Origin of the sequence: Pseudonocardia sp. DR1-2 (assembly GCF_023717215.1) — a bacterium.
GTDB lineage: Bacteria > Actinomycetota > Actinomycetes > Mycobacteriales > Pseudonocardiaceae > Pseudonocardia > Pseudonocardia alni.
Map to the genome: position 1 here is coordinate 40471 of NZ_JAMQOF010000005.1, position 16367 is coordinate 56837.

Consider the following 16367-nt stretch of genomic DNA (forward strand, 5'->3'; position numbering starts at 1 on the left):
CTCACGCTAGGGAGGTCGCGGGTCCCGGTGCTTCTCGATTCCTGATCGGTCGGGTGACCTGTTTGGCGACGCACGCCGGGAGCCCCGGTGTGCCGTCCCGGGCGGCGCGCTTGTACGCCGACGGCGGCATCCCGACGAGCTCGGTGAAGCGGGTGCTGAACGTGCCGAGCGAGGAGCAGCCGACGGCGAAGCAGACCTCGGTGACGGTGAGGTCGCCGCGTCGCAGCAGCGCCATCGCACGTTCAATCCGCCGGGTCATGAGGTAGCTGTAGGGCGACTCGCCGTAGGCCCTGCGGAACGCCCGCGACAGGTGCCCGGCCGACACGTGCTCGGCGCGGGCGAGCTCGGCGACGTCGAGCGGACGCGCGTACTCGCGGTCGATCCGGTCCCGGACCCGGCGGAGCCGGACGAGCTCGCGCAGGTGCCCGTCGTCGCGGTCGCTCACCCGAGGAACCCCCGCAGCAGCGCCGCCACCTCGGCCGGGCGTTCCAGGTAGACCATGTGGCCCGCGTCGACGGGGGCGACGGTCAGGTCCGCGCCGAGCGCGGCGCGGCAGGCGGCGAGCCAGTCGTCGGAGACGTAGTCGGCCCGGCCGGCGGGGACGACCAGCGTCGGCAGACCCGCCGGTGGGACGACCGCCGGGCGCGCCATCTCCGCCCACGCGGCCACCAGGGACGCCTGGCTCAGGCGCCAGCGCCAGGCGCCGTCGCGCTGTTCGAGATGCTCGTCCACCTCGGCGTCGACGAGCGCGCCGGGGACGTCGGCCCAGCTCCCCGCCTTGGCCGCGCGTGCGGCGTCGCGGGTCGGGAACGTGACGTCGGCGCGGGTGTCCTCGGCCGCGTCGAGCATGTCCTGCGGGTCCAGCCCGAGTGCGGGGTCGAGCAGCGCGAGCCGGTCGACGCGGTCGGGAGCGGTGCGCGCGAGGTGCGTGGCGACGGCGCCGCCGAAGGAGTGCCCGACGACGGCGGCGCGCCCGACCCCCTCGGCGTCCAGCACCTCCACCAGGTCGGCGACGTGGCGTTCCAGGTTCCACGGCGGCGCCCACGGCGACCGCCCGTGCCCGCGGACGTCGACGGCGATCCAGCGCAGCCGGGGCAGCGCCGCGAACAGCGGCCGCCAGCGCAGACCGTGGCCGGTCACGCCGTGGACCGCGAGGACCGGCGGCCCGGCGGGGTCGCCGGCGTGGTGCACGTACAGGGACATGCACCCATTCTGCACGTTTGCCGGTTCGGCAAGGGAACTTGCCGCCACGTGCGGCCGCTCGCCAGGCTGGGGACATGGACACAGCACAGCGCCACGACGTCGTCGTGATCGGCGGCGGCCCGGCCGGACTCAACGGGGCCATGATGCTCGCCCGCTCCCTGCTGTCGGTGGTCGTCGTCGACTCCGGCTCGCCCCGCAACGCCCCGGCCGCCGCCGCGCACGGCCTGTTCGCCCGCGACGGCGTCGCCCCGGCCGAGCTGCTCGCGACCGGCCGCGAGGAGGTCCGCCGCTACGGCGGCACGCTCGTCGACGGCGAGGTCGTCGGCGCCCGCCGCACCGGCGACGGCTTCACCGTGACCCTCGCCGACGGCACCACCCTCGACGCCCGGCGACTGCTCGTCACGACCGGACTGGTCGACGTGCTGCCCGACGTGCCGGGACTCGCGCAGGGGTGGGGCGCCGACGTCGTCCACTGCCCCTACTGCCACGGCTACGAGGTGCGCGACCGCCCGATCGCGGTGCTCGGGACCTCCCCCGGCTCCGCGCACCAGGCGCTGCTGTTCCGGCAGCTCAGCGCGGACGTGGTCTACGTGTCGCACTCGACGGGGCCGACCACGGAGCAGCGGGAACGCTTCGACGCGCTCGGCATCGCCGTCGTCGACGGGCCGGTGAGCGAGGTCGTGCGGTCCGGCGGCGCGATCACCGGGCTGGTCACGCCGACCGGCGTGCTGGCGCGCGAAGTCGTCGCGGTGGCACCCCGGATGGAGGCCCGCGCCGGCTTCCTCGCCGAGCTGGGCCTGGTCCCGGCCGAGCACCCGAGCGGGATGGGGCAGCACCTCGTCGCCGACGCGACGGGCCGCAGCACGGTCGAGGGCGTGTGGGTCGCGGGCAACATCACCGACCTGAGCGCGCAGGTGGGGGCCGCGGCGGCCGCGGGGGCGTTCGCGGGGGCCGCGATCAACGCCGACCTCGTCGAGGCCGGGGCGCTCGCCGCGCTGCGGGAGGTGGCACGCCTCTAACCTGGGGGCGTGCTGGTCATCTTCGGGCTGTCCCGCAAGGAGCGCCCGCTGGGCCTGGTCGCGCTGGGCTGCGGGACCTGCGGTCACGCGGGTCCGCAGCCCGCGGTGCACCGGAGGACCCGGTTCACGCTGTTCTTCGTGCCGGTGCTGCCGCTGCGCAGCCGCTACGAGATGCGGTGTCCCGTGTGCGGGGCGGGACGGACCCTGTCCCGCGACGACGCCCGTCGGCACGGCGCGCGGGTCTGAGGAGCGGCCGGGCGGACCTCGGGCCGTCCGCGGGCCCGAGGTCCGCTCCGCCCGGTGCGTCAGGTCGGCAGCAGGTACTCCTCGCTGGCGTGGTGGCACGCGCTCGGATGGTGCCCACCCGGCCGCGTCACCAGGGGCGGCTCCTCGGTCGCGCAGATGTCGGTGGCCTTCCAGCAGCGCGTCCGGAACCGGCAGCCGCTCGGCGGGTCCACCGGGCTCGGGACGTCACCGGTGAGCCGGATCCGCTTGCGCCCCTCCCGGACCGACGGGTCGGGCACCGGCACCGCGGAGAGCAGCGCCTGGGTGTACGGGTGCGACGCCCGGGTGTAGATCTCCTGCTCGGTCCCGAGCTCCACCATCTTGCCCAGGTACATCACGCCGACCCGGTCCGACAGGTGCCGCACGACGGACAGGTCGTGGGCGATGAAGATGTAGGACAGCCCGAACTCGCGCTGCAGGTTCCCGAGCAGGTTCATCACCTGCGCCTGGATGGACACGTCGAGCGCGGACACCGGCTCGTCGCACACGATGATCTCCGGGCGCAGCGCGAGCGCGCGGGCGATCCCGATGCGCTGCCGCTGCCCGCCGGAGAACTGGTGCGGGTAGCGGTTGACGAAGTCGGGGTTGAGCCCGACGACGTCGAGCAGCTCCTGCACCTTCGCCCGTCGCTCCCCCTTCGGCGCGACCTCGGGGTGGATCTCGAACGGCTCCCCGACGATGTCGGCGACCGTCATCCGCGGGTTCAGCGACGTGTACGGGTCCTGCAGGACGATCTGCATCTGCCGGCGCAGCGCCCGCAGCTCCGCCCCGCGGCGGGCGAAGATGTCCTCGCCGTGGAAGCGCACCGAGCCCGACGTCGGCGGCTCCAGCCGCATCAGCACCTGGGCCAGGGTCGACTTCCCGCAGCCGGACTCGCCGACGATGCCCAGCGTCTCGCCCTTGTTCAGCGCGAACGAGACGCCGTCGACGGCGCGCACGTGGCCGACGGTGCGCTTGACGACCGCGCCGACCTTCACCGGGAAGTGCTTGACGAGGTCGTCGACCTCGAGAACGGGCTCGCTCATACGAGGTCCTCCGCGAACAGGCACGCCGACGCCCGCGCTCCGGGCAGCGGGATCAGCGGCGGGTCGGTCCCGAGGCAGCGCTCCACCGCGCGCGGGCAGCGCGGGTGGAACGGGCAGCCGTCGGGGATGGCGGTGAGCGTCGGCGGGAGCCCGGTGATCGCCCGCAGCTCGGTGCCCTTGCTGTCGAGCCGCGGGATCGACGCGAGCAGCGCCTCGGTGTACGGGTGGGCCGGATTCGCGAAGAGCTGGTGCACGTCGCCCTGCTCGACGATGCGGCCCGCGTACATCACCGCGATCCGGTCGGCGACCTCCGCGACGACGCCGAGGTCGTGGGTGATGAGGACCAGCCCCATCTCCCGTTCGCGCTGGATCTCGGCGAGCAGGTCCATGATCTGGGCCTGCACGGTGACGTCGAGCGCGGTCGTCGGCTCGTCGGCGATGAGCACGTCCGGGTCCAGCGCCAGCGACATCGCGATCATGACGCGCTGGCGCATCCCGCCGGAGAACTCGTGCGGGAAGTTCGTGACCCGCTGCGCCGCCCCGGGGATCCCGACGAGGTCGAGCAGCTCGACGGCGCGGGCCCGCGCGTCACGCTTGCTCATCCCACGCCGCGTCCGCAGCTGCTCCCCGATCTGGAACCCGACGGTGAACACCGGGTTCAACGCCGACAGCGCGTCCTGGAAGATCATCGCGACGTTCTCGCCGCGCAGCTCGCGGCGCCGTTCCTCGGTCGCGGTGAGCAGCTCCTCGCCGCGGTAGCGGACCGAGCCCGCGGTGACGGTCGCGGGCGGGGTCGGCAGGATGCCCATCACCGTGTTCGCGGTGACCGACTTGCCCGACCCCGACTCCCCCAGGACGGCGAGGGTCTCCCCCGCGTGCACCTGGTAGCCGACGCCGTTCAGCACCCGGGCGACGCCGTCGCGGGTGCGGAACTCGACGTGCAGGTCCTCCACCTCGAGCAGCGGGGTCATGACCGGCCCTTCGGGTCGAACGCGTCGCGCACGGCGTCGCCGAGCAGCACGAAGGCCAGCACGGTGACGACGAGGAACGCGCCGGGGAACAGGAGCAGGTGCGGCGAGGTCCGCAGGTAGCTCTGCGCCTCGCTGATCATCACGCCCCACGAGACGACGGGGTCGCGCAGGCCGACGCCGAGGAACGACAGGGTGGCCTCGGCCCCGATGAACGCTCCGAGCGCGATCGTCGCGTACACCATCACCGGGGCGATGGTGTTGGGCAGCATGTGCCGCCGGATGATCCGCCACGGGCTCGCACCGAGCGCGCGGGCGGCCTTGACGTAGTCCTGGTTGCGGGCGGCGATCGCGGCGGACCGCATGATCCGCATGACGATCGGCCAGGACAGCAGCCCGATCGTGCCGATCACCAGACCGCTGATGCCGATCACGCTCTGCCCGACCGACGCCCGGAAGGTGGAGAGCACGACGATCGCGCCGAGGATGAACGGCACGCCGAAGAAGACGTCGGCGACGCGGGCGAGCAGCGAGTCGACCCAGCCGCCGGCGAACCCGGCGATCAGGCCCATGACGGCGCCGACTCCCACGACCGCCGTCGTCGCCAGCACCCCGACGACGATCGAGACGCGGGTGCCGTAGACGGTGCGCGCGTAGACGTCGCGACCGAGGTGGTCGTAGCCGAACCAGGCCTGGGCCGACGGGTCCTCGCGGGCCCGGGACAGGTCGCCGAGGGTGGGGTCGACCGAGGTGAACAGCTGCGGGAACGCGGCCATGACCAGCAGGAACGTGATGAGGCCCGCCGCGACGAGGAACAGCGGGCGACGACGCAGGTCGTGCCAGGCGTCGCCGCTGAGGCTGCGGGTGCGGGCCGTCGCCTCGGCGCGGCCGGCGGCGGCGACGGGCTTGTCGGCGGTGGCGGTGGTGGGGTCAGTCAAGGCGGATCCTCGGGTCGAGCAGCGCGTAGGTGACGTCCACGACGAGGTTCGCGAGCAGGTAGACGATCACCAGCAGGACGACGACGCCGGTGACGACCACCCCGTCGAGCCGTTGGATGGAGCCGAAGATGAGCCCACCGATCCCGCGGATGTTGAAGATGCCCTCGGTGACGATCGCCCCGCCCATGAGCGTGCCGAAGTCCGCGCCGAGGAAGGTGATCACCGGGATCGCCGAGTTGCGGGTCAGGTGGACCCCGACGACACGACGCCGGGTCAGGCCCTTCGCGGTCGCGGTGCGGACGTAGTCGGCGCGCAGGTTCTCCGCGATCGACGTCCGGGTCAGCCGGGCCACGTAGGCCAGCGACAGGCTGCCGAGCACGTAGCCGGGCACGACCAGGTCCAGGAACCCGGGGTCCGCCGGGACGGTCGGCGGGATCAGGCCCAGCCGCAGCCCGAGGACCGACTGCAGCACGTAGCCGGTCACGAAGACCGGCACGGCGACCAGGAACAGGGTCGCGGTGAGCACGACGTTGTCGAGGAACCCGCCGGGCCGCAGCCCGGTGAGCACGCCCGCGGTCAGGCCGATGATCGCCTGGATGACCAGCGCGACGACCGCGAGCTTGATCGTGACCGGGTAGGCGTTCGCGATCAGCGTGGAGACCTCCTGGCCGCGGAAGTTCTCCCCGAAGTCGCCCCGCACCAGGTTACCGAGGTAGGTGGCGTACTGGACGAAGATCGACCGGTCGAGTCCGTACTCCTCGCGCATGCGCTCGATGAACGCGGGCGGGCAGGCCTGGTCACCGCACTTGCCCGCGAGCGGGTCGCCGGGCAGCGCCCAGACCATGAAGTAGATGAGGAACGTGGTGCCGAGGAACACCGGCACCAGTTGCAGGAGTCGTCGCAGGACATAGCGCCCCACGGGTCACCTCCGGGTTCGGGTGCCCGGCGGTTCGCGCCGGGCACGTGCACCGGCGGCCGGGTGGTCACCCGGCCGCCGGCGTGTGGTGGTGGGGCGGCGTCACTCCTGGACGGTCACGGTCTCCAGGTCCAGCTCACGGCCGTAGGTCATCTCGACGTTCTGCAGACGCGGCGACCAGCCGAACTGCGCGGACTGGTCGTTGATCGCGACGGCCGGCATGTCCTGGATGAGGACGCGCTCGGCCTCGGCCCACAGCGCGTAGGCCTCCTCGGCGGTGGCCGCGGTCGAACCCTGGTTCACCAGCGCGTCGAAGCGCGGGTTGGTGTAGCCGCTGTTGTTGTTCGCCGCACCCGTCGTGTACTGCGGGCGCAGGACGTAGTCCATGGTCGGGGTCGAGGCGACCCAGCCGGAGCGGAAGATCCCGGTCAGGTTCTCCGCCCGGCGCTGGTCCAGGAACTCCGAGAAGGTCGGGACCGGCACGAAGTTGCAGGGCACGCCGAGGGTGTTGCTGATGCTGACACAGGCTGCCTGCATCCACTCACGGTTGATCGCGGAGTCGACGTTGGAGATCAGCTCGATCGGGCCGGTGAAGCCGGAGGCGTCGAACTGCTGCTTGGCCCGCTCCGGGGAGAAGGTGCACAGCTCGCCGCACTGGTCGTCGACCTTGCCGGGCACGCCCTCGGGGATGAACCCGGTGGCCGGCTGGACGAGTCCGTTGTAGACGTTGTTGATGATCGACTCGCGGTCCACGGCCATCGAGATCGCCTGCCGCAGCTGCGGGTCGGCGTAGCGCTGGTCGTAGATCGGGAAGGTCATCGTGTTGATGCCGGCGTAGGGCTGGTTGCCGTTCCGGTCGGCGAGGTCCTGCTGGTACAGGTTGTCGATCAGGAACGAGCCGGGGATGGTCTCGAGGAAGTCCAGGTTGCCGCTGACCACGTCCTGGTAGGCGGCCTCGCTGTCGGCGTAGAACCGGAACTCGACGCCGCCGACCCCCACCGGCTGCTCGCCGCCCCACTCGGCGTAGCGGGTCACGGTGACGTTCTGGTCGGGCACCCGGGACTCGTAGCGGAACGGGCCGTTGCCGACCGGGTTCGCCTCGAACGCCGCCGGGTCGGCGAAGAACGACTCGGGCATCGGGTAGAACGCGACGTCACCGAGGGTGTTGACGAAGACCGGCGACGGCGCGGTCAGCGCGACGGTGAAGGTGCGGTCGTCGACGACCTGCAGGCCGGACATGGCCTGCGCCGTCGGCTCGCCCTCGTCCGGGTTGACCTGGTCGAACCCGGCGACGTTGGAGAAGAACTCCGAGCTGGACTGCGCGTTGGTCTTGAGGGCGACGTAGTTCCACGCGTCGACGAAGCTCTTCGCCGTGACCGGCGTGCCGTCGTGGAAGGTCCAGCCGTCCTTGATGCGGATCGTCCAGTTCTGCGAGTCGGTCGACTCGATGGACTCGGCGACCTTGTTCTCCGGCTCGCCCTGCTGGTTGTAGTCGACCAGCCCGGACCACAGCGCGTCGAGGATCTTGCTGCCGCCGGTCTCGCGGGTGTTGCCCGGCAGCAGCGCGTTCTCCGGCTCGGTGCCGAAGACCGAGATCGTGGGGGCGCCCTGGGCGTCGCCCGTGGTGCCGCCTCCCCCGCCGCCACAGGCGCTGAGCACCAGCGCGGAGGTCAGGGAGAGCGCGAGCAGCGCCGCGACTCGAGGTGATCGCATCAGAGTCCTGTCTGTCCGGGACGGCCGCTCCCCGCGTGGTGTGCAGGCGGCCGGTGCGGTTCGGTGGTGGGTCGCACGGTAACCACAGCATCGCGGTTCTCCGGTTACGAATCCATTGCGTCCGCCGCCATTGCGCCGAGCAACACGGAATTGCGCGCGACGGTCGGTGATCGGATCGCGACGTCCCGTCCGGCCCGATCCTCACGGAAAACACATCGACGCAGGTCGGACGCATTCCGGCGCATTCTTCCGCTATGCAACATTGCATTGCGCATCGCAATTACCTGGTCAGTCGTGTGACCAGTGCCACATCGAGTGGTCAGTCCGAGCCCGTGAGCAGCGACGGCACCTGCCACAGGAGCACCGACACCGGACGACGAGACGCGCGCCGTCCCACGACGTGGAACCCGCTCCCCACGTCGCGGGAGCACTCGTCGAGCGAGAAACCGCCCTCCGCACACCATTCCCGAAGGCTTTCCCGCAGAATTGCCGTCGCGATCACGACGGTAACCGCCCAAGTCCCGGCACACCCACTCCGGCACCGCACCGACCCCTTGTCCGGCAATTCCGGACAAGGGACCGGAACCGCATCGGAATTGGGGCACGGACGCCGCCGGCGTGTGCTCCACCTGCGGGACCGCGGGATCGCGGCCCGACCGTCCCCGCCTCCGGGGACGACGGCACACTTCCCCGGGACGTCAAACGCTCGACGTGTGCATTTCAGGAAGATCGCCTGAAACGGTCATTCGAGTACGGCCGTACCAATCGTGGGCGGTCAGCGCGGCGACGCCTGCGTGAACAGATCGCCCTTCAGATAGATGTTCCAGTCGGCCGCCTTGAGGCCGTGCCCACCGGAACGCAGGTGGTAGCTCATCGCCGGCCCGGAGAAGGCCGTGTCGGTGGCGGGCTTCCAGCCCGTCGTGCCCAGTCCGTTGTCGCCGAGGCCGTAGAGGTCGTAGATCTCGCTCGCCGCCTCGTAGGCGAGGAACTCGCCCTCGGGGTCGGCGTTGGAGTCGTCGCTGGCGCTGGCGATCACCAGCTTGCGCGGCGCGACCAGCCCCATCAGCTCGTGCTGGTCGACGGGCAGCTCGTCGACCTTGTTGCCGTAGGCCTGGTAGGTCTTCGGGAACCAGTACGGGAAGGAGCTGTTGACCCGCGACACCGTCTCGGCACCCACTCCCCCGTCGCCGCGGCGGGCGAGCTTCGCGCCGGTCGACCCCGAGTTGTTGGAGATGACCGCGGCGAAGCGCGGGTCCTGGGCGCCCGCCCAGAGCGCGGCCTTGCCGCTGCGGGAGTGCCCGATGACCGCGACCTTCGAGGGGTCGATGTCCTTGTCGGTCTGGAGATAGTCCATCGCCCGGCTCGCGCCCCAGGCCCAGGCGGCGACGGCCCGGCCGGCGTCGTCGGGCAGGTCGCTCCCGGACGGGTGGAACAGGTTGATCATCTTGCTGCGGTAGCTGCCGCTGTCGTCCGGGGCGATGTCGTTGGCGTCGATCTGGGCGAAGGCGTACCCGGCCTTCGTGATCGTCGAGACCGGTGCGTAGTCCGAGGACTGCCCCGGATCGTCGGAGACCGAGCCCCGGTGGTCGATCATCAGGAAGGTGCCGCGCGGGGTCTGGCCCTTCGGGACGAACAGCCGCAGCGTGAACTTCCCGGTGCCCTCCGGCCCGGTGATGCCGATCGTGACCTTCTTGAGGGTGACGTCGCCGTCGTCGCTGGTCCGCACGTCGAAGGTCTGCTTGGTCGGCTTGGGCAGCGGCTGGCCGTAGACGTTCTCGCGGAACGCCGCCAGCAGCTCCGCGCGCCGGGTCCCCTCCCACTGGGCGACGTCGGTGACGCCGGTGCCGTCGAGCATGCGCAGCGGGTTCGGGTACTGCGTACCGTCGATGGTCACCGTCGCCGCGACGGACAGGCCCGCCGCCGGGACCGACGTGTAGGCGGCGGGTGCGACCGGCGTGGCCGTGGCCCCCACCGCACCCACGCACCCGGCCGCGGCGACCGCGCCGACGACGAACAGCGACGTCGCCGTCCTCGCGACGGGGTGCAGGACGCGACGACGGCTGCGCGGGCTGATCGGAGTGGACACGGTCCGAACGCTACCGAGGCGGGGACCCTCTGCAACCGTCGTTGCCGGTATCACGTCGATCGGGGGACATGATCACACACCTAACGTGTGACTCCTGTCGCCACAGGTGTTGCCGCAGGTGACGACGGGGTACCGCGGGTCCGCGCGGCGCCCCGGGAGGGATCTGCCGACGTTCGCGGCTGCGAACGGTCGGGGGCGCCGCGCGGTGTCGCGCGGGTCCCCGGCCACCGACAGCGACCGCGGCTCCCCGACGGTCCTACCGTGCGCGCCGCGCCCGCAACCACGGATCGACGATCCGTGGTTACCGCGCCACGACCCGGCCAGGCTGGACCCATGCCACGCACCCCTGACCTCACCCTCCCCGACCTGACCGGGCGCCGCGCCGTCGTCACCGGCGGCAGCGACGGCGTCGGGCTCGGCATCGCCGACCGGCTCGCCGCCGCCGGTGCCGAGGTCGTGCTGCCCGTCCGCAACGCCGCGAAGGGCGCCGCCGCCGCCGACCGGATCCGCGACCGGCACCCCGGTGCCGCCGTCTCGCTGCGCGAGCTCGACCTGTCCTCGCTGTCCTCGGTCGCCGCGCTCGGGGAGACCCTGCGCGCGGAGGGACGCCCCGTCCACCTGCTGATCAACAACGCCGGCGTGATGACCCCGCCGGAGCGGCGCACCACCGCCGACGGGTTCGAGCTGCAGTTCGGCACCAACCACCTCGGTCACGTCGCGCTCGTCGCACACCTGCTGCCGCTGCTGCGCGAGGGCCGAGCCCGGGTGGTCTGCCAGATCAGCGTCGCCGCGGCCCGCGGCACGGTCCTGTGGGACGACCCGGACTCCGAGCGGTCCTACGACGGCATGGCCGCCTACCGGCACTCGAAGATCGCGTTCGGGCTGTTCGGCCTGGAGCTGGACCGGCGCAGCCGCGCCGCGGGCTGGGGCATCACCGCGAACCTGTCGCACCCGGGAGTCGCGCCGACCAACCTCCTGGACGCTCGGCCCGATCTCGGCCGGGACCGGCGGTCCGCCGGTCGACGGGTGATCGGGGCGCTGTCCCGGGCCGGTCTGCTGGTCGGGACCGCCGACTCGGCGGGGCTGCCCGCGCTGCTCGCCGCGACCGCCCCGGACGCCGGGCACGCCGTGTTCTACGGGCCGAAGGGTCCCGGCCGGGTGGGCGGACCACCCGCCGAGCAGGAGCTCTACCGTCCACTGCGCGACGCCGACGCCGCCCGCCGGGTGTGGGAGCTGTCCCAGCAGCGGGCCGGGGTGTCGTTCGACGGCGCGGCCACCCCCTGACAGCCCCCCTCGCCGACGCCTCCAGGACACCGGCGGACCCCACCGCCGGGGGCCCGTCCGGAGGGGATCATGGAGACGTCGACGTACGGAGGTGCCCAGTGGCGGACCAGTCCCCCCAGGAGCGCGAGATCCTGCTGCACGGACAGCGTGTGAGCTACCGCGAGACCGGCCGCGGCGAGGGCCCGACGGTCCTGCTCGTGCACGGTCTCGCCGCGAGCTCACGCACCTGGGCCCCGGTGTTCGACGCGCTGGGCGGCGGGCTGCACGTGATCGCGCCGGATCTGCTCGGCCACGGCGCCAGCGAGGCCCCGCGCAGCGGCGACTACTCCCTCGGCGGGTACGCGACCGGGCTGCGGGACCTGCTGGCCGCGCTCGACGTCGAGCGGGCGACGATCGTGGGGCACTCGTTCGGCGGCGGCATCGCGATGCAGTTCGCGCACCAGTTCCCCGAGTTCACCGAGCGGGTCGTGCTCGTGTCCTCCGGCGGCCTCGGCCACGACCTGACCCTCGCGCTGCGCGCGGCGAGCCTGCCGGGCACCGAGCTGGTGCTCCGCTCGGCGGCGTCGCTGACCCCGCCGTGGATGCGCCGCGCCGCGCACCGGCTGGCCCACCGGGTCGGCGCCGCACCGCGCTCGGACATCGACGGTGTGCACACCGCGCTGGAGACCTTCGCCGACCGCGGCACCCGCGGCGCGTTCGTCCAGACCGCGCGGGGTGCGCTGGAGCCGTCCGGCCAGCGCCTCGACGGGGCGCAGCGCCTGCACCTGCTCGAGGAGGTGCCCGTGCTCCTGGTCGGGGGGAACCGCGACCGGGTCATCCCGCTCGCCCACACCCTCGCCGCGCACGACCGGCTGCCCGACAGCCGGCTGGAGGTCTTCGACGGTGCGGGGCACTTCCCGCACGCCGAGCAGCCGGACCGGTTCGTGGGGCTGCTGCGGGACTTCGTCGACGGGACCGCACCGGCCGAGGGCGACCGGGACGCGCTGCGCCGCCGGATCCTGGGGATCCCCCGGGTCGGCTGACCGTCACGACGGGCGGCCCTCGACCGGCTGCGCCCGGGGCGCAGCCGGGTCCCGGCGCCGGCGGGGCCGGACGCGGAGAGCGCGGTGCCGACCCCGGTGAGGATCAGTGCCGTCGTGGACACCGTGCCGCCGGCACCGAGCGGGTCGACCTCGCGGAGGCCGACCGTGGTGATCGTCTCCTACAGCGCGTCGACCGGGCCGAACCCGAGCAGCGAGTGGCCCGGGTGCCCACGGCCGTCGCCGCCGCGAGGGCGAGCGCGGCCGTCCGGATCCGCAGCAGCCGGTCCACGCCCTCGCTCTCCGCGGCCCTCAGCGGCGCACGACCGCGACCGGGCACCGCGCGTCGCGCAGCACCGACCGGACCACCGAGCCCAGGTGCAGCCCGGCGACACCGCCGGTCCCCCGCGCACCGACCACCAGCAGGGCCGCGTGCCGGGAGGCCTCGACCAGCGCCGAGCCCGGACGCACCGCGGCGAGCTGCCGGTCGGGCTGCACCGCCGACGGCGGCACGCACCGGTCAACGACCGCACGGAGCAGCCGCTCGTGGGACTCGGCACCCGTACCGACGTCGGCCGCGGCCACCGCCAGGTCGGAGGGGCGGTGCGCGGTCCAGCAGTGCAGCACGGTCAGCGGCGCCGACCGCCGCGTGGCGATCCCGGCCGCGAACACCAGGGCACGGTCACCGCCGTCGGAGCCGTCCACCCCGACCACCACCCGCCGCGCGCCCGGGTCCTCCTGCCGGCGCACGACGACGACGTCGGAGTCGGCCCGGTAGCACAGCTCGAGGCTCACCGAACCGACCGTCATGTCGTGGACCCATCCGTGCCCGACGGCCCCGACGACGACCAGGCAGGCCCGCGCCGACGCCGCCCGCAGCGCCGGGCCCGGCGGCCGGTCGTCGACGTCGACGTCGACCGGGACCGGGACCTCCCGCCGCGCCGCGCCGACCCGCCCGACGGCCCGCCGCAGGAGCGTCCGCCCCCGCGCCCGCATCCCGCTCGGCGACGCCGGCAGGGCCCACGGGCCGGCGTCCGCGCCCGTCGCGTGCAGCAGGTACAGCGGGGCGGCCCGGTGCACGGCCTCCAGGACCGCCCAGTCCACGGCCTCCAGGCTCACGGGGCCGCTGTCGACGCCGACGACGACCGCACCCTCCGGAACTCCCACGTCCACCTCCCGGTCCCGAGCCAGCGTGCCGCCGGACCGGTCCGCCGGGCAGTGGCCCTCGGTCCGCCCGGACCGGGTCGGAGGGCCCGTGTCCGGGCCGGCCGGGGACGGCACCGTCGGTGCGACCGGCCGGCGCCCCGGCGCCGGCCCCGTCCCGGGAGGCGCCCGTGCGGGGACCGCGGACCGCCACCGGGCGGATCGACCGCACCCGGTCGTCAGACCTGATGGAGCTGGCCGTCGACCGCGGTCCGGTGCCCTGGCAGGTCGGCGCGGTGCTGCGGACCGTCCGGGAGCTCGACGCGGACGGGCTGGCCCGGGCGCTGGCCGACCGGGTCGCGGCGGTGCCGCGGCTGCGCCGCAGGCTCGTCCGCACGCCGCCGCTGTGCGGACGCCCGGTGTGGGTCGACGACGCCGGCTTCGCCGTGGGCCGCCACGTCCGCGCGGTCCGGTGCCCCGCCCCGGGTGACGACGACGCGCTGTACGACCTCGCGGTCGGCGTCGTCGGGACCCGCCTGCCGTCCGACCGGTCGCCGTGGGCGGCGGTCGTCGTGTCCGGCCCGGCCGGGGGCGGGGGCGCCGTGGTGCTCGTGATGCACCACGTGCTCGCCGACGGCATCGGTGGGCTCGCCGCGCTCGGTGCGCTGGTCGACGGGGCGCCCCGGGGTGCGGACGCGGGGTTCCCCCGCAGGCCACCGTCGACGCGGGAGCTGTTCCTCGACGCTCTCCACGAGCGGCTGCGGTCCCTCGCGCACCTGCCGCGCGGGCTGCGCCGGCTGCGTGACGGCGTCGCCGCGCTCCGCGCGACCCGGCCGCCGCGCGCGCCCCGCACCTCCCTGAACCGCCCGGTGGGGCCGCGGCGCGCGCTGCGGGTGCTGCACACCGACCTGGCGACCGTGCGTGCGGCCGCGCACCGGCACGGCGGCACGGTCGGCGACGTCGTCCTCACCGCCGTGGGCGGCGCACTCGGCGCGCTGACCGCACGCCGCGGCGAGACGGTCGGTGACCTCGTGGTCTCGGTCCCGGTCTCGGCGCGGCGCAGCACCGACCCCGGTCGGCTGGGCAACGCGGTCGGGACGCTCCCGGTCGCCGTGCCGACCGCCGGCACACCGCAGCAGCGGCTCGCCGCGGTGGCCCGCCGGACCGCGAAGGGGCGGGCGGCGCCGGGCGCGGCGTCGGCCGCGCTGCTGGACCCGGCGTTCCGCCTCGTCGCGGCCGCCGGGGTGCTGCCGTGGCTGCTCGACCACCAGCACCTGGTCAGCACGGTCGTCACCGACCTGCGGGGCCCGGCGGCACCGGTCGCGCTCCTGGGGACCGGGGTGAGCGCGATGGTGCCCGTCGTGTCGACGGTGGGCGACGTCCCGGTCGTCGTCGCGGCGCTCTCCTACGCGGGCGTCCTCGTGCTCTCCGTCGTCGCCGACCCGGACACCTGCCCCGAGCTGGACCGGCTGGTCGCCGACCTGCGGGCCGAGCTCGACGCCCTCGCCGGCCCGGACGGGACCAACGGTCCTGGTGACCTCGGGGAACCGGGTGTGGGCTCGGGACATGACCACTCCTGACCAGGACCTCCTGTCCGGCACCACCACCCTGGACGCGCTCCGCCGGCTCGTCGACGACGTCGCCGCCCTCGTCGACACCGTCGACGACGAGACGTGGCAGGCCGCCTCGCCCTGCCCGGACCTGCCCGTCCGGGATCTCGTCGGGCACCTCGTCGGCGGTCTCGACGGGTTCACCCGGGTCGCCCGCCACGAGGGCGGCCCGGCCTTCGACGGACCGGCCGTCGACCGGCCGGCCGCGGCGGGCACCTACCGCGAGGCCGCCCGGGCGGCCGTCTCCGCGTGGTCGGTCCCGGGGCGGCTCGACGAGGTCTTCGCGATGCCCTGGGGCGACACGACCGGCGGACAGCTCGTCGGCTTCCTCGTCGTCGAGCAGGCCGGTCACGGCTGGGACCTCGCCCGTGCGCTGGGCAGGCCCGCGACCCTCGACGAGCGGGCCGTCGCCGTGGCCGACGGGGTCGCGCACGCGATGATCACCCCGCAGATGCGGATGCCCGGGATGTTCGGGCCGGAGGTGGCGACCACCACCGGGGCGACGGCGCCCGACCGGCTCGCCGCCTTCCTCGGACGGCACCCCTGACCCGCGTCACCCCCGGGTCGCGTCGGACGGGTCGAGCGGGTGTGCGGCCAGCAGCAGCCACGGTGCCGCCGACCTCTCCGCGATCCGGCGGGTGACCGTGGGGAGGCCGGGCGGGACCTCGGAGATCGGGACCACCCTCGGTGTGTCCACCCGGTACCACCGGTCGTGGCTGCGCAGCCGCCCCGACCCCGACGCCTGCAGGTTGCGCAGCCAGTCCACCCGGGGCCCGTAGGGCAACGCGACCGCGAACCCGCCCTCCACCGGGTGGGCGACGATCGGCGTCCGGCGGATCCGCCCGCTCCGGCGGCCGCGGTGCTCGACGAACCCGGCGTACCAGTGCCGGTCCCCCGCCCGGCGGAGCATCGCCGGGTTCAGCCACCGGCGGTTGAACCGCCGGACCAGCTCCCCGAGCCGGGGCAGCGACGCCCGCACCGTCGACATCGGCCCCATGTCCGTCCTCCTCCGGGTGCGTTCCGGTGGGCCCGATGCTGACCGGTCCGGCGCCGGCCGGGACGGGCCGGAGGTCCCGGCGCCGCGGGCACCGCGCACCGGCTCGTGCCCGGATGACCAACGGCCCTGCCGCCCGTCCGCGCGACCGTCCACGATCGGCG

16 protein-coding genes are annotated in these 16367 nt (G+C 74.1%); 6 read left to right on the forward strand and 10 right to left on the reverse strand.

The features are described 5' to 3' along the window. Position 1 precedes the first annotated feature (1 nt). Both ND486_RS15870 and ND486_RS15875 read right to left on the reverse strand, forming a co-directional pair. Positions 2–445: a helix-turn-helix transcriptional regulator gene (locus tag ND486_RS15870; protein WP_251784953.1), complete on the reverse strand. Its 444-nt coding sequence runs from the start codon at positions 443–445 to the stop codon at positions 2–4. Then, complete coding sequence (locus ND486_RS15875) at positions 442–1203, reverse strand: alpha/beta hydrolase (RefSeq protein WP_251784954.1); 762 nt, start codon at positions 1201–1203, stop codon at positions 442–444. The genes ND486_RS15870 and ND486_RS15875 overlap by 4 nt, the downstream gene beginning before the upstream one ends. 74 nt (positions 1204–1277) lie before the next feature. Between ND486_RS15875 and ND486_RS15880 the strand changes: the two genes are divergently transcribed. Beyond that, the gene (locus tag ND486_RS15880; protein WP_251784955.1) at positions 1278–2222 is read left to right on the forward strand and encodes an NAD(P)/FAD-dependent oxidoreductase; all 945 of its coding nucleotides are present in this window, start codon (positions 1278–1280) and stop codon (positions 2220–2222) included. Positions 2223–2231: 9 nt separating this feature from the next. Continuing rightward, the gene (locus ND486_RS15885; protein ID WP_178373496.1) at positions 2232–2468 is read left to right on the forward strand and encodes a zinc-ribbon domain-containing protein; all 237 of its coding nucleotides are present in this window, start codon (positions 2232–2234) and stop codon (positions 2466–2468) included. A 59-nt stretch (positions 2469–2527) separates the two neighbouring features. Here ND486_RS15885 and ND486_RS15890 read toward each other — a convergent pair whose 3' ends face one another. The 6 genes from ND486_RS15890 to ND486_RS15915 all read right to left on the reverse strand — a co-directional run bounded on the left by ND486_RS15890 (position 2528) and on the right by ND486_RS15915 (position 10153). Beyond that, positions 2528–3532 (reverse strand): ABC transporter ATP-binding protein, encoded by a 1005-nt coding sequence (locus tag ND486_RS15890; RefSeq protein ID WP_062395891.1) that lies wholly within the window; start codon positions 3530–3532, stop codon positions 2528–2530. After that, complete coding sequence (locus ND486_RS15895; RefSeq protein WP_062395892.1) at positions 3529–4503, reverse strand: ABC transporter ATP-binding protein; 975 nt, start codon at positions 4501–4503, stop codon at positions 3529–3531. Before ND486_RS15895 ends, ND486_RS15890 begins: the two co-directional genes overlap by 4 nt. Then, a complete protein-coding gene (locus tag ND486_RS15900; RefSeq protein ID WP_073574470.1) occupies positions 4500–5438 on the reverse strand; it encodes an ABC transporter permease in 939 nt (312 codons plus the stop codon). Before ND486_RS15900 ends, ND486_RS15895 begins: the two co-directional genes overlap by 4 nt. Further along, positions 5431–6357 carry an ABC transporter permease gene (locus tag ND486_RS15905; protein WP_251784956.1) on the reverse strand — a complete coding sequence of 309 codons (927 nt, stop codon included), beginning with the start codon at positions 6355–6357 and terminating at the stop codon, positions 5431–5433. The genes ND486_RS15900 and ND486_RS15905 overlap by 8 nt, the downstream gene beginning before the upstream one ends. A 99-nt stretch (positions 6358–6456) precedes the next feature. Then, a complete protein-coding gene (locus ND486_RS15910) occupies positions 6457–8067 on the reverse strand; it encodes an ABC transporter substrate-binding protein (protein WP_251784957.1) in 1611 nt (536 codons plus the stop codon). A 775-nt stretch (positions 8068–8842) separates the two neighbouring features. Next, positions 8843–10153, reverse strand: coding sequence for an acetylxylan esterase (locus tag ND486_RS15915; RefSeq protein ID WP_251784958.1), 1311 nt, complete (start codon positions 10151–10153; stop codon positions 8843–8845). Positions 10154–10486: 333 nt separating this feature from the next. On the opposite strand from ND486_RS15915, the gene ND486_RS15920 reads away from it, so the two are divergent. Together ND486_RS15920 and ND486_RS15925 are read left to right on the forward strand one after the other, a co-directional pair. Next, positions 10487–11437 carry an SDR family oxidoreductase gene (locus ND486_RS15920; protein ID WP_251784959.1) on the forward strand — a complete coding sequence of 317 codons (951 nt, stop codon included), beginning with the start codon at positions 10487–10489 and terminating at the stop codon, positions 11435–11437. Between the two features lie 98 nt (positions 11438–11535). Further along, complete coding sequence (locus tag ND486_RS15925) at positions 11536–12459, forward strand: alpha/beta fold hydrolase (protein ID WP_251784960.1); 924 nt, start codon at positions 11536–11538, stop codon at positions 12457–12459. Positions 12460–12768: 309 nt separating this feature from the next. On the opposite strand, the gene ND486_RS15930 is transcribed toward ND486_RS15925, so the two are convergent. Continuing rightward, on the reverse strand, positions 12769–13623 hold the full coding sequence (locus ND486_RS15930) for a universal stress protein (RefSeq protein WP_251784961.1): 855 nt from the start codon (positions 13621–13623) through the stop codon (positions 12769–12771). Positions 13624–13790: 167 nt separating this feature from the next. Here ND486_RS15930 and ND486_RS15935 point away from each other — a divergent pair, with 167 nt between their 5' ends. Then, positions 13791–15179: a wax ester/triacylglycerol synthase domain-containing protein gene (locus ND486_RS15935; RefSeq protein WP_251784962.1), complete on the forward strand. Its 1389-nt coding sequence runs from the start codon at positions 13791–13793 to the stop codon at positions 15177–15179. After that, positions 15166–15756: a TIGR03086 family metal-binding protein gene (locus ND486_RS15940; RefSeq protein ID WP_251784963.1), complete on the forward strand. Its 591-nt coding sequence runs from the start codon at positions 15166–15168 to the stop codon at positions 15754–15756. Before ND486_RS15935 ends, ND486_RS15940 begins: the two co-directional genes overlap by 14 nt. A gap of 6 nt (positions 15757–15762) precedes the next feature. On the opposite strand, the gene ND486_RS15945 is transcribed toward ND486_RS15940, so the two are convergent. After that, entirely contained in the window at positions 15763–16206 is a 444-nt protein-coding gene (locus tag ND486_RS15945; RefSeq protein WP_251784964.1) for a nitroreductase family deazaflavin-dependent oxidoreductase, read from the reverse strand. Between the last annotated feature and the right edge of the window lie 161 nt (positions 16207–16367).

Bases quoted from the DNA above. Each gene is read 5' to 3' on its own strand.
- ND486_RS15875 (WP_251784954.1), bottom strand. From the start codon at position 1,203: ATGTCCCTGTACGTGCACCACGCCGGCGACCCCGCCGGGCCGCCGGTC.
- ND486_RS15880 (WP_251784955.1), top strand. From the start codon at position 1,278: ATGGACACAGCACAGCGCCACGACGTCGTCGTGATCGGCGGCGGCCCG.
- ND486_RS15890 (WP_062395891.1), bottom strand. From the start codon at position 3,532: ATGAGCGAGCCCGTTCTCGAGGTCGACGACCTCGTCAAGCACTTCCCG.
- ND486_RS15895 (WP_062395892.1), bottom strand. From the start codon at position 4,503: ATGACCCCGCTGCTCGAGGTGGAGGACCTGCACGTCGAGTTCCGCACC.
- ND486_RS15910 (WP_251784957.1), bottom strand. From the start codon at position 8,067: ATGCGATCACCTCGAGTCGCGGCGCTGCTCGCGCTCTCCCTGACCTCC.
- ND486_RS15920 (WP_251784959.1), top strand. From the start codon at position 10,487: ATGCCACGCACCCCTGACCTCACCCTCCCCGACCTGACCGGGCGCCGC.
- ND486_RS15940 (WP_251784963.1), top strand. From the start codon at position 15,166: ATGACCACTCCTGACCAGGACCTCCTGTCCGGCACCACCACCCTGGAC.
- ND486_RS15945 (WP_251784964.1), bottom strand. From the start codon at position 16,206: ATGGGGCCGATGTCGACGGTGCGGGCGTCGCTGCCCCGGCTCGGGGAG.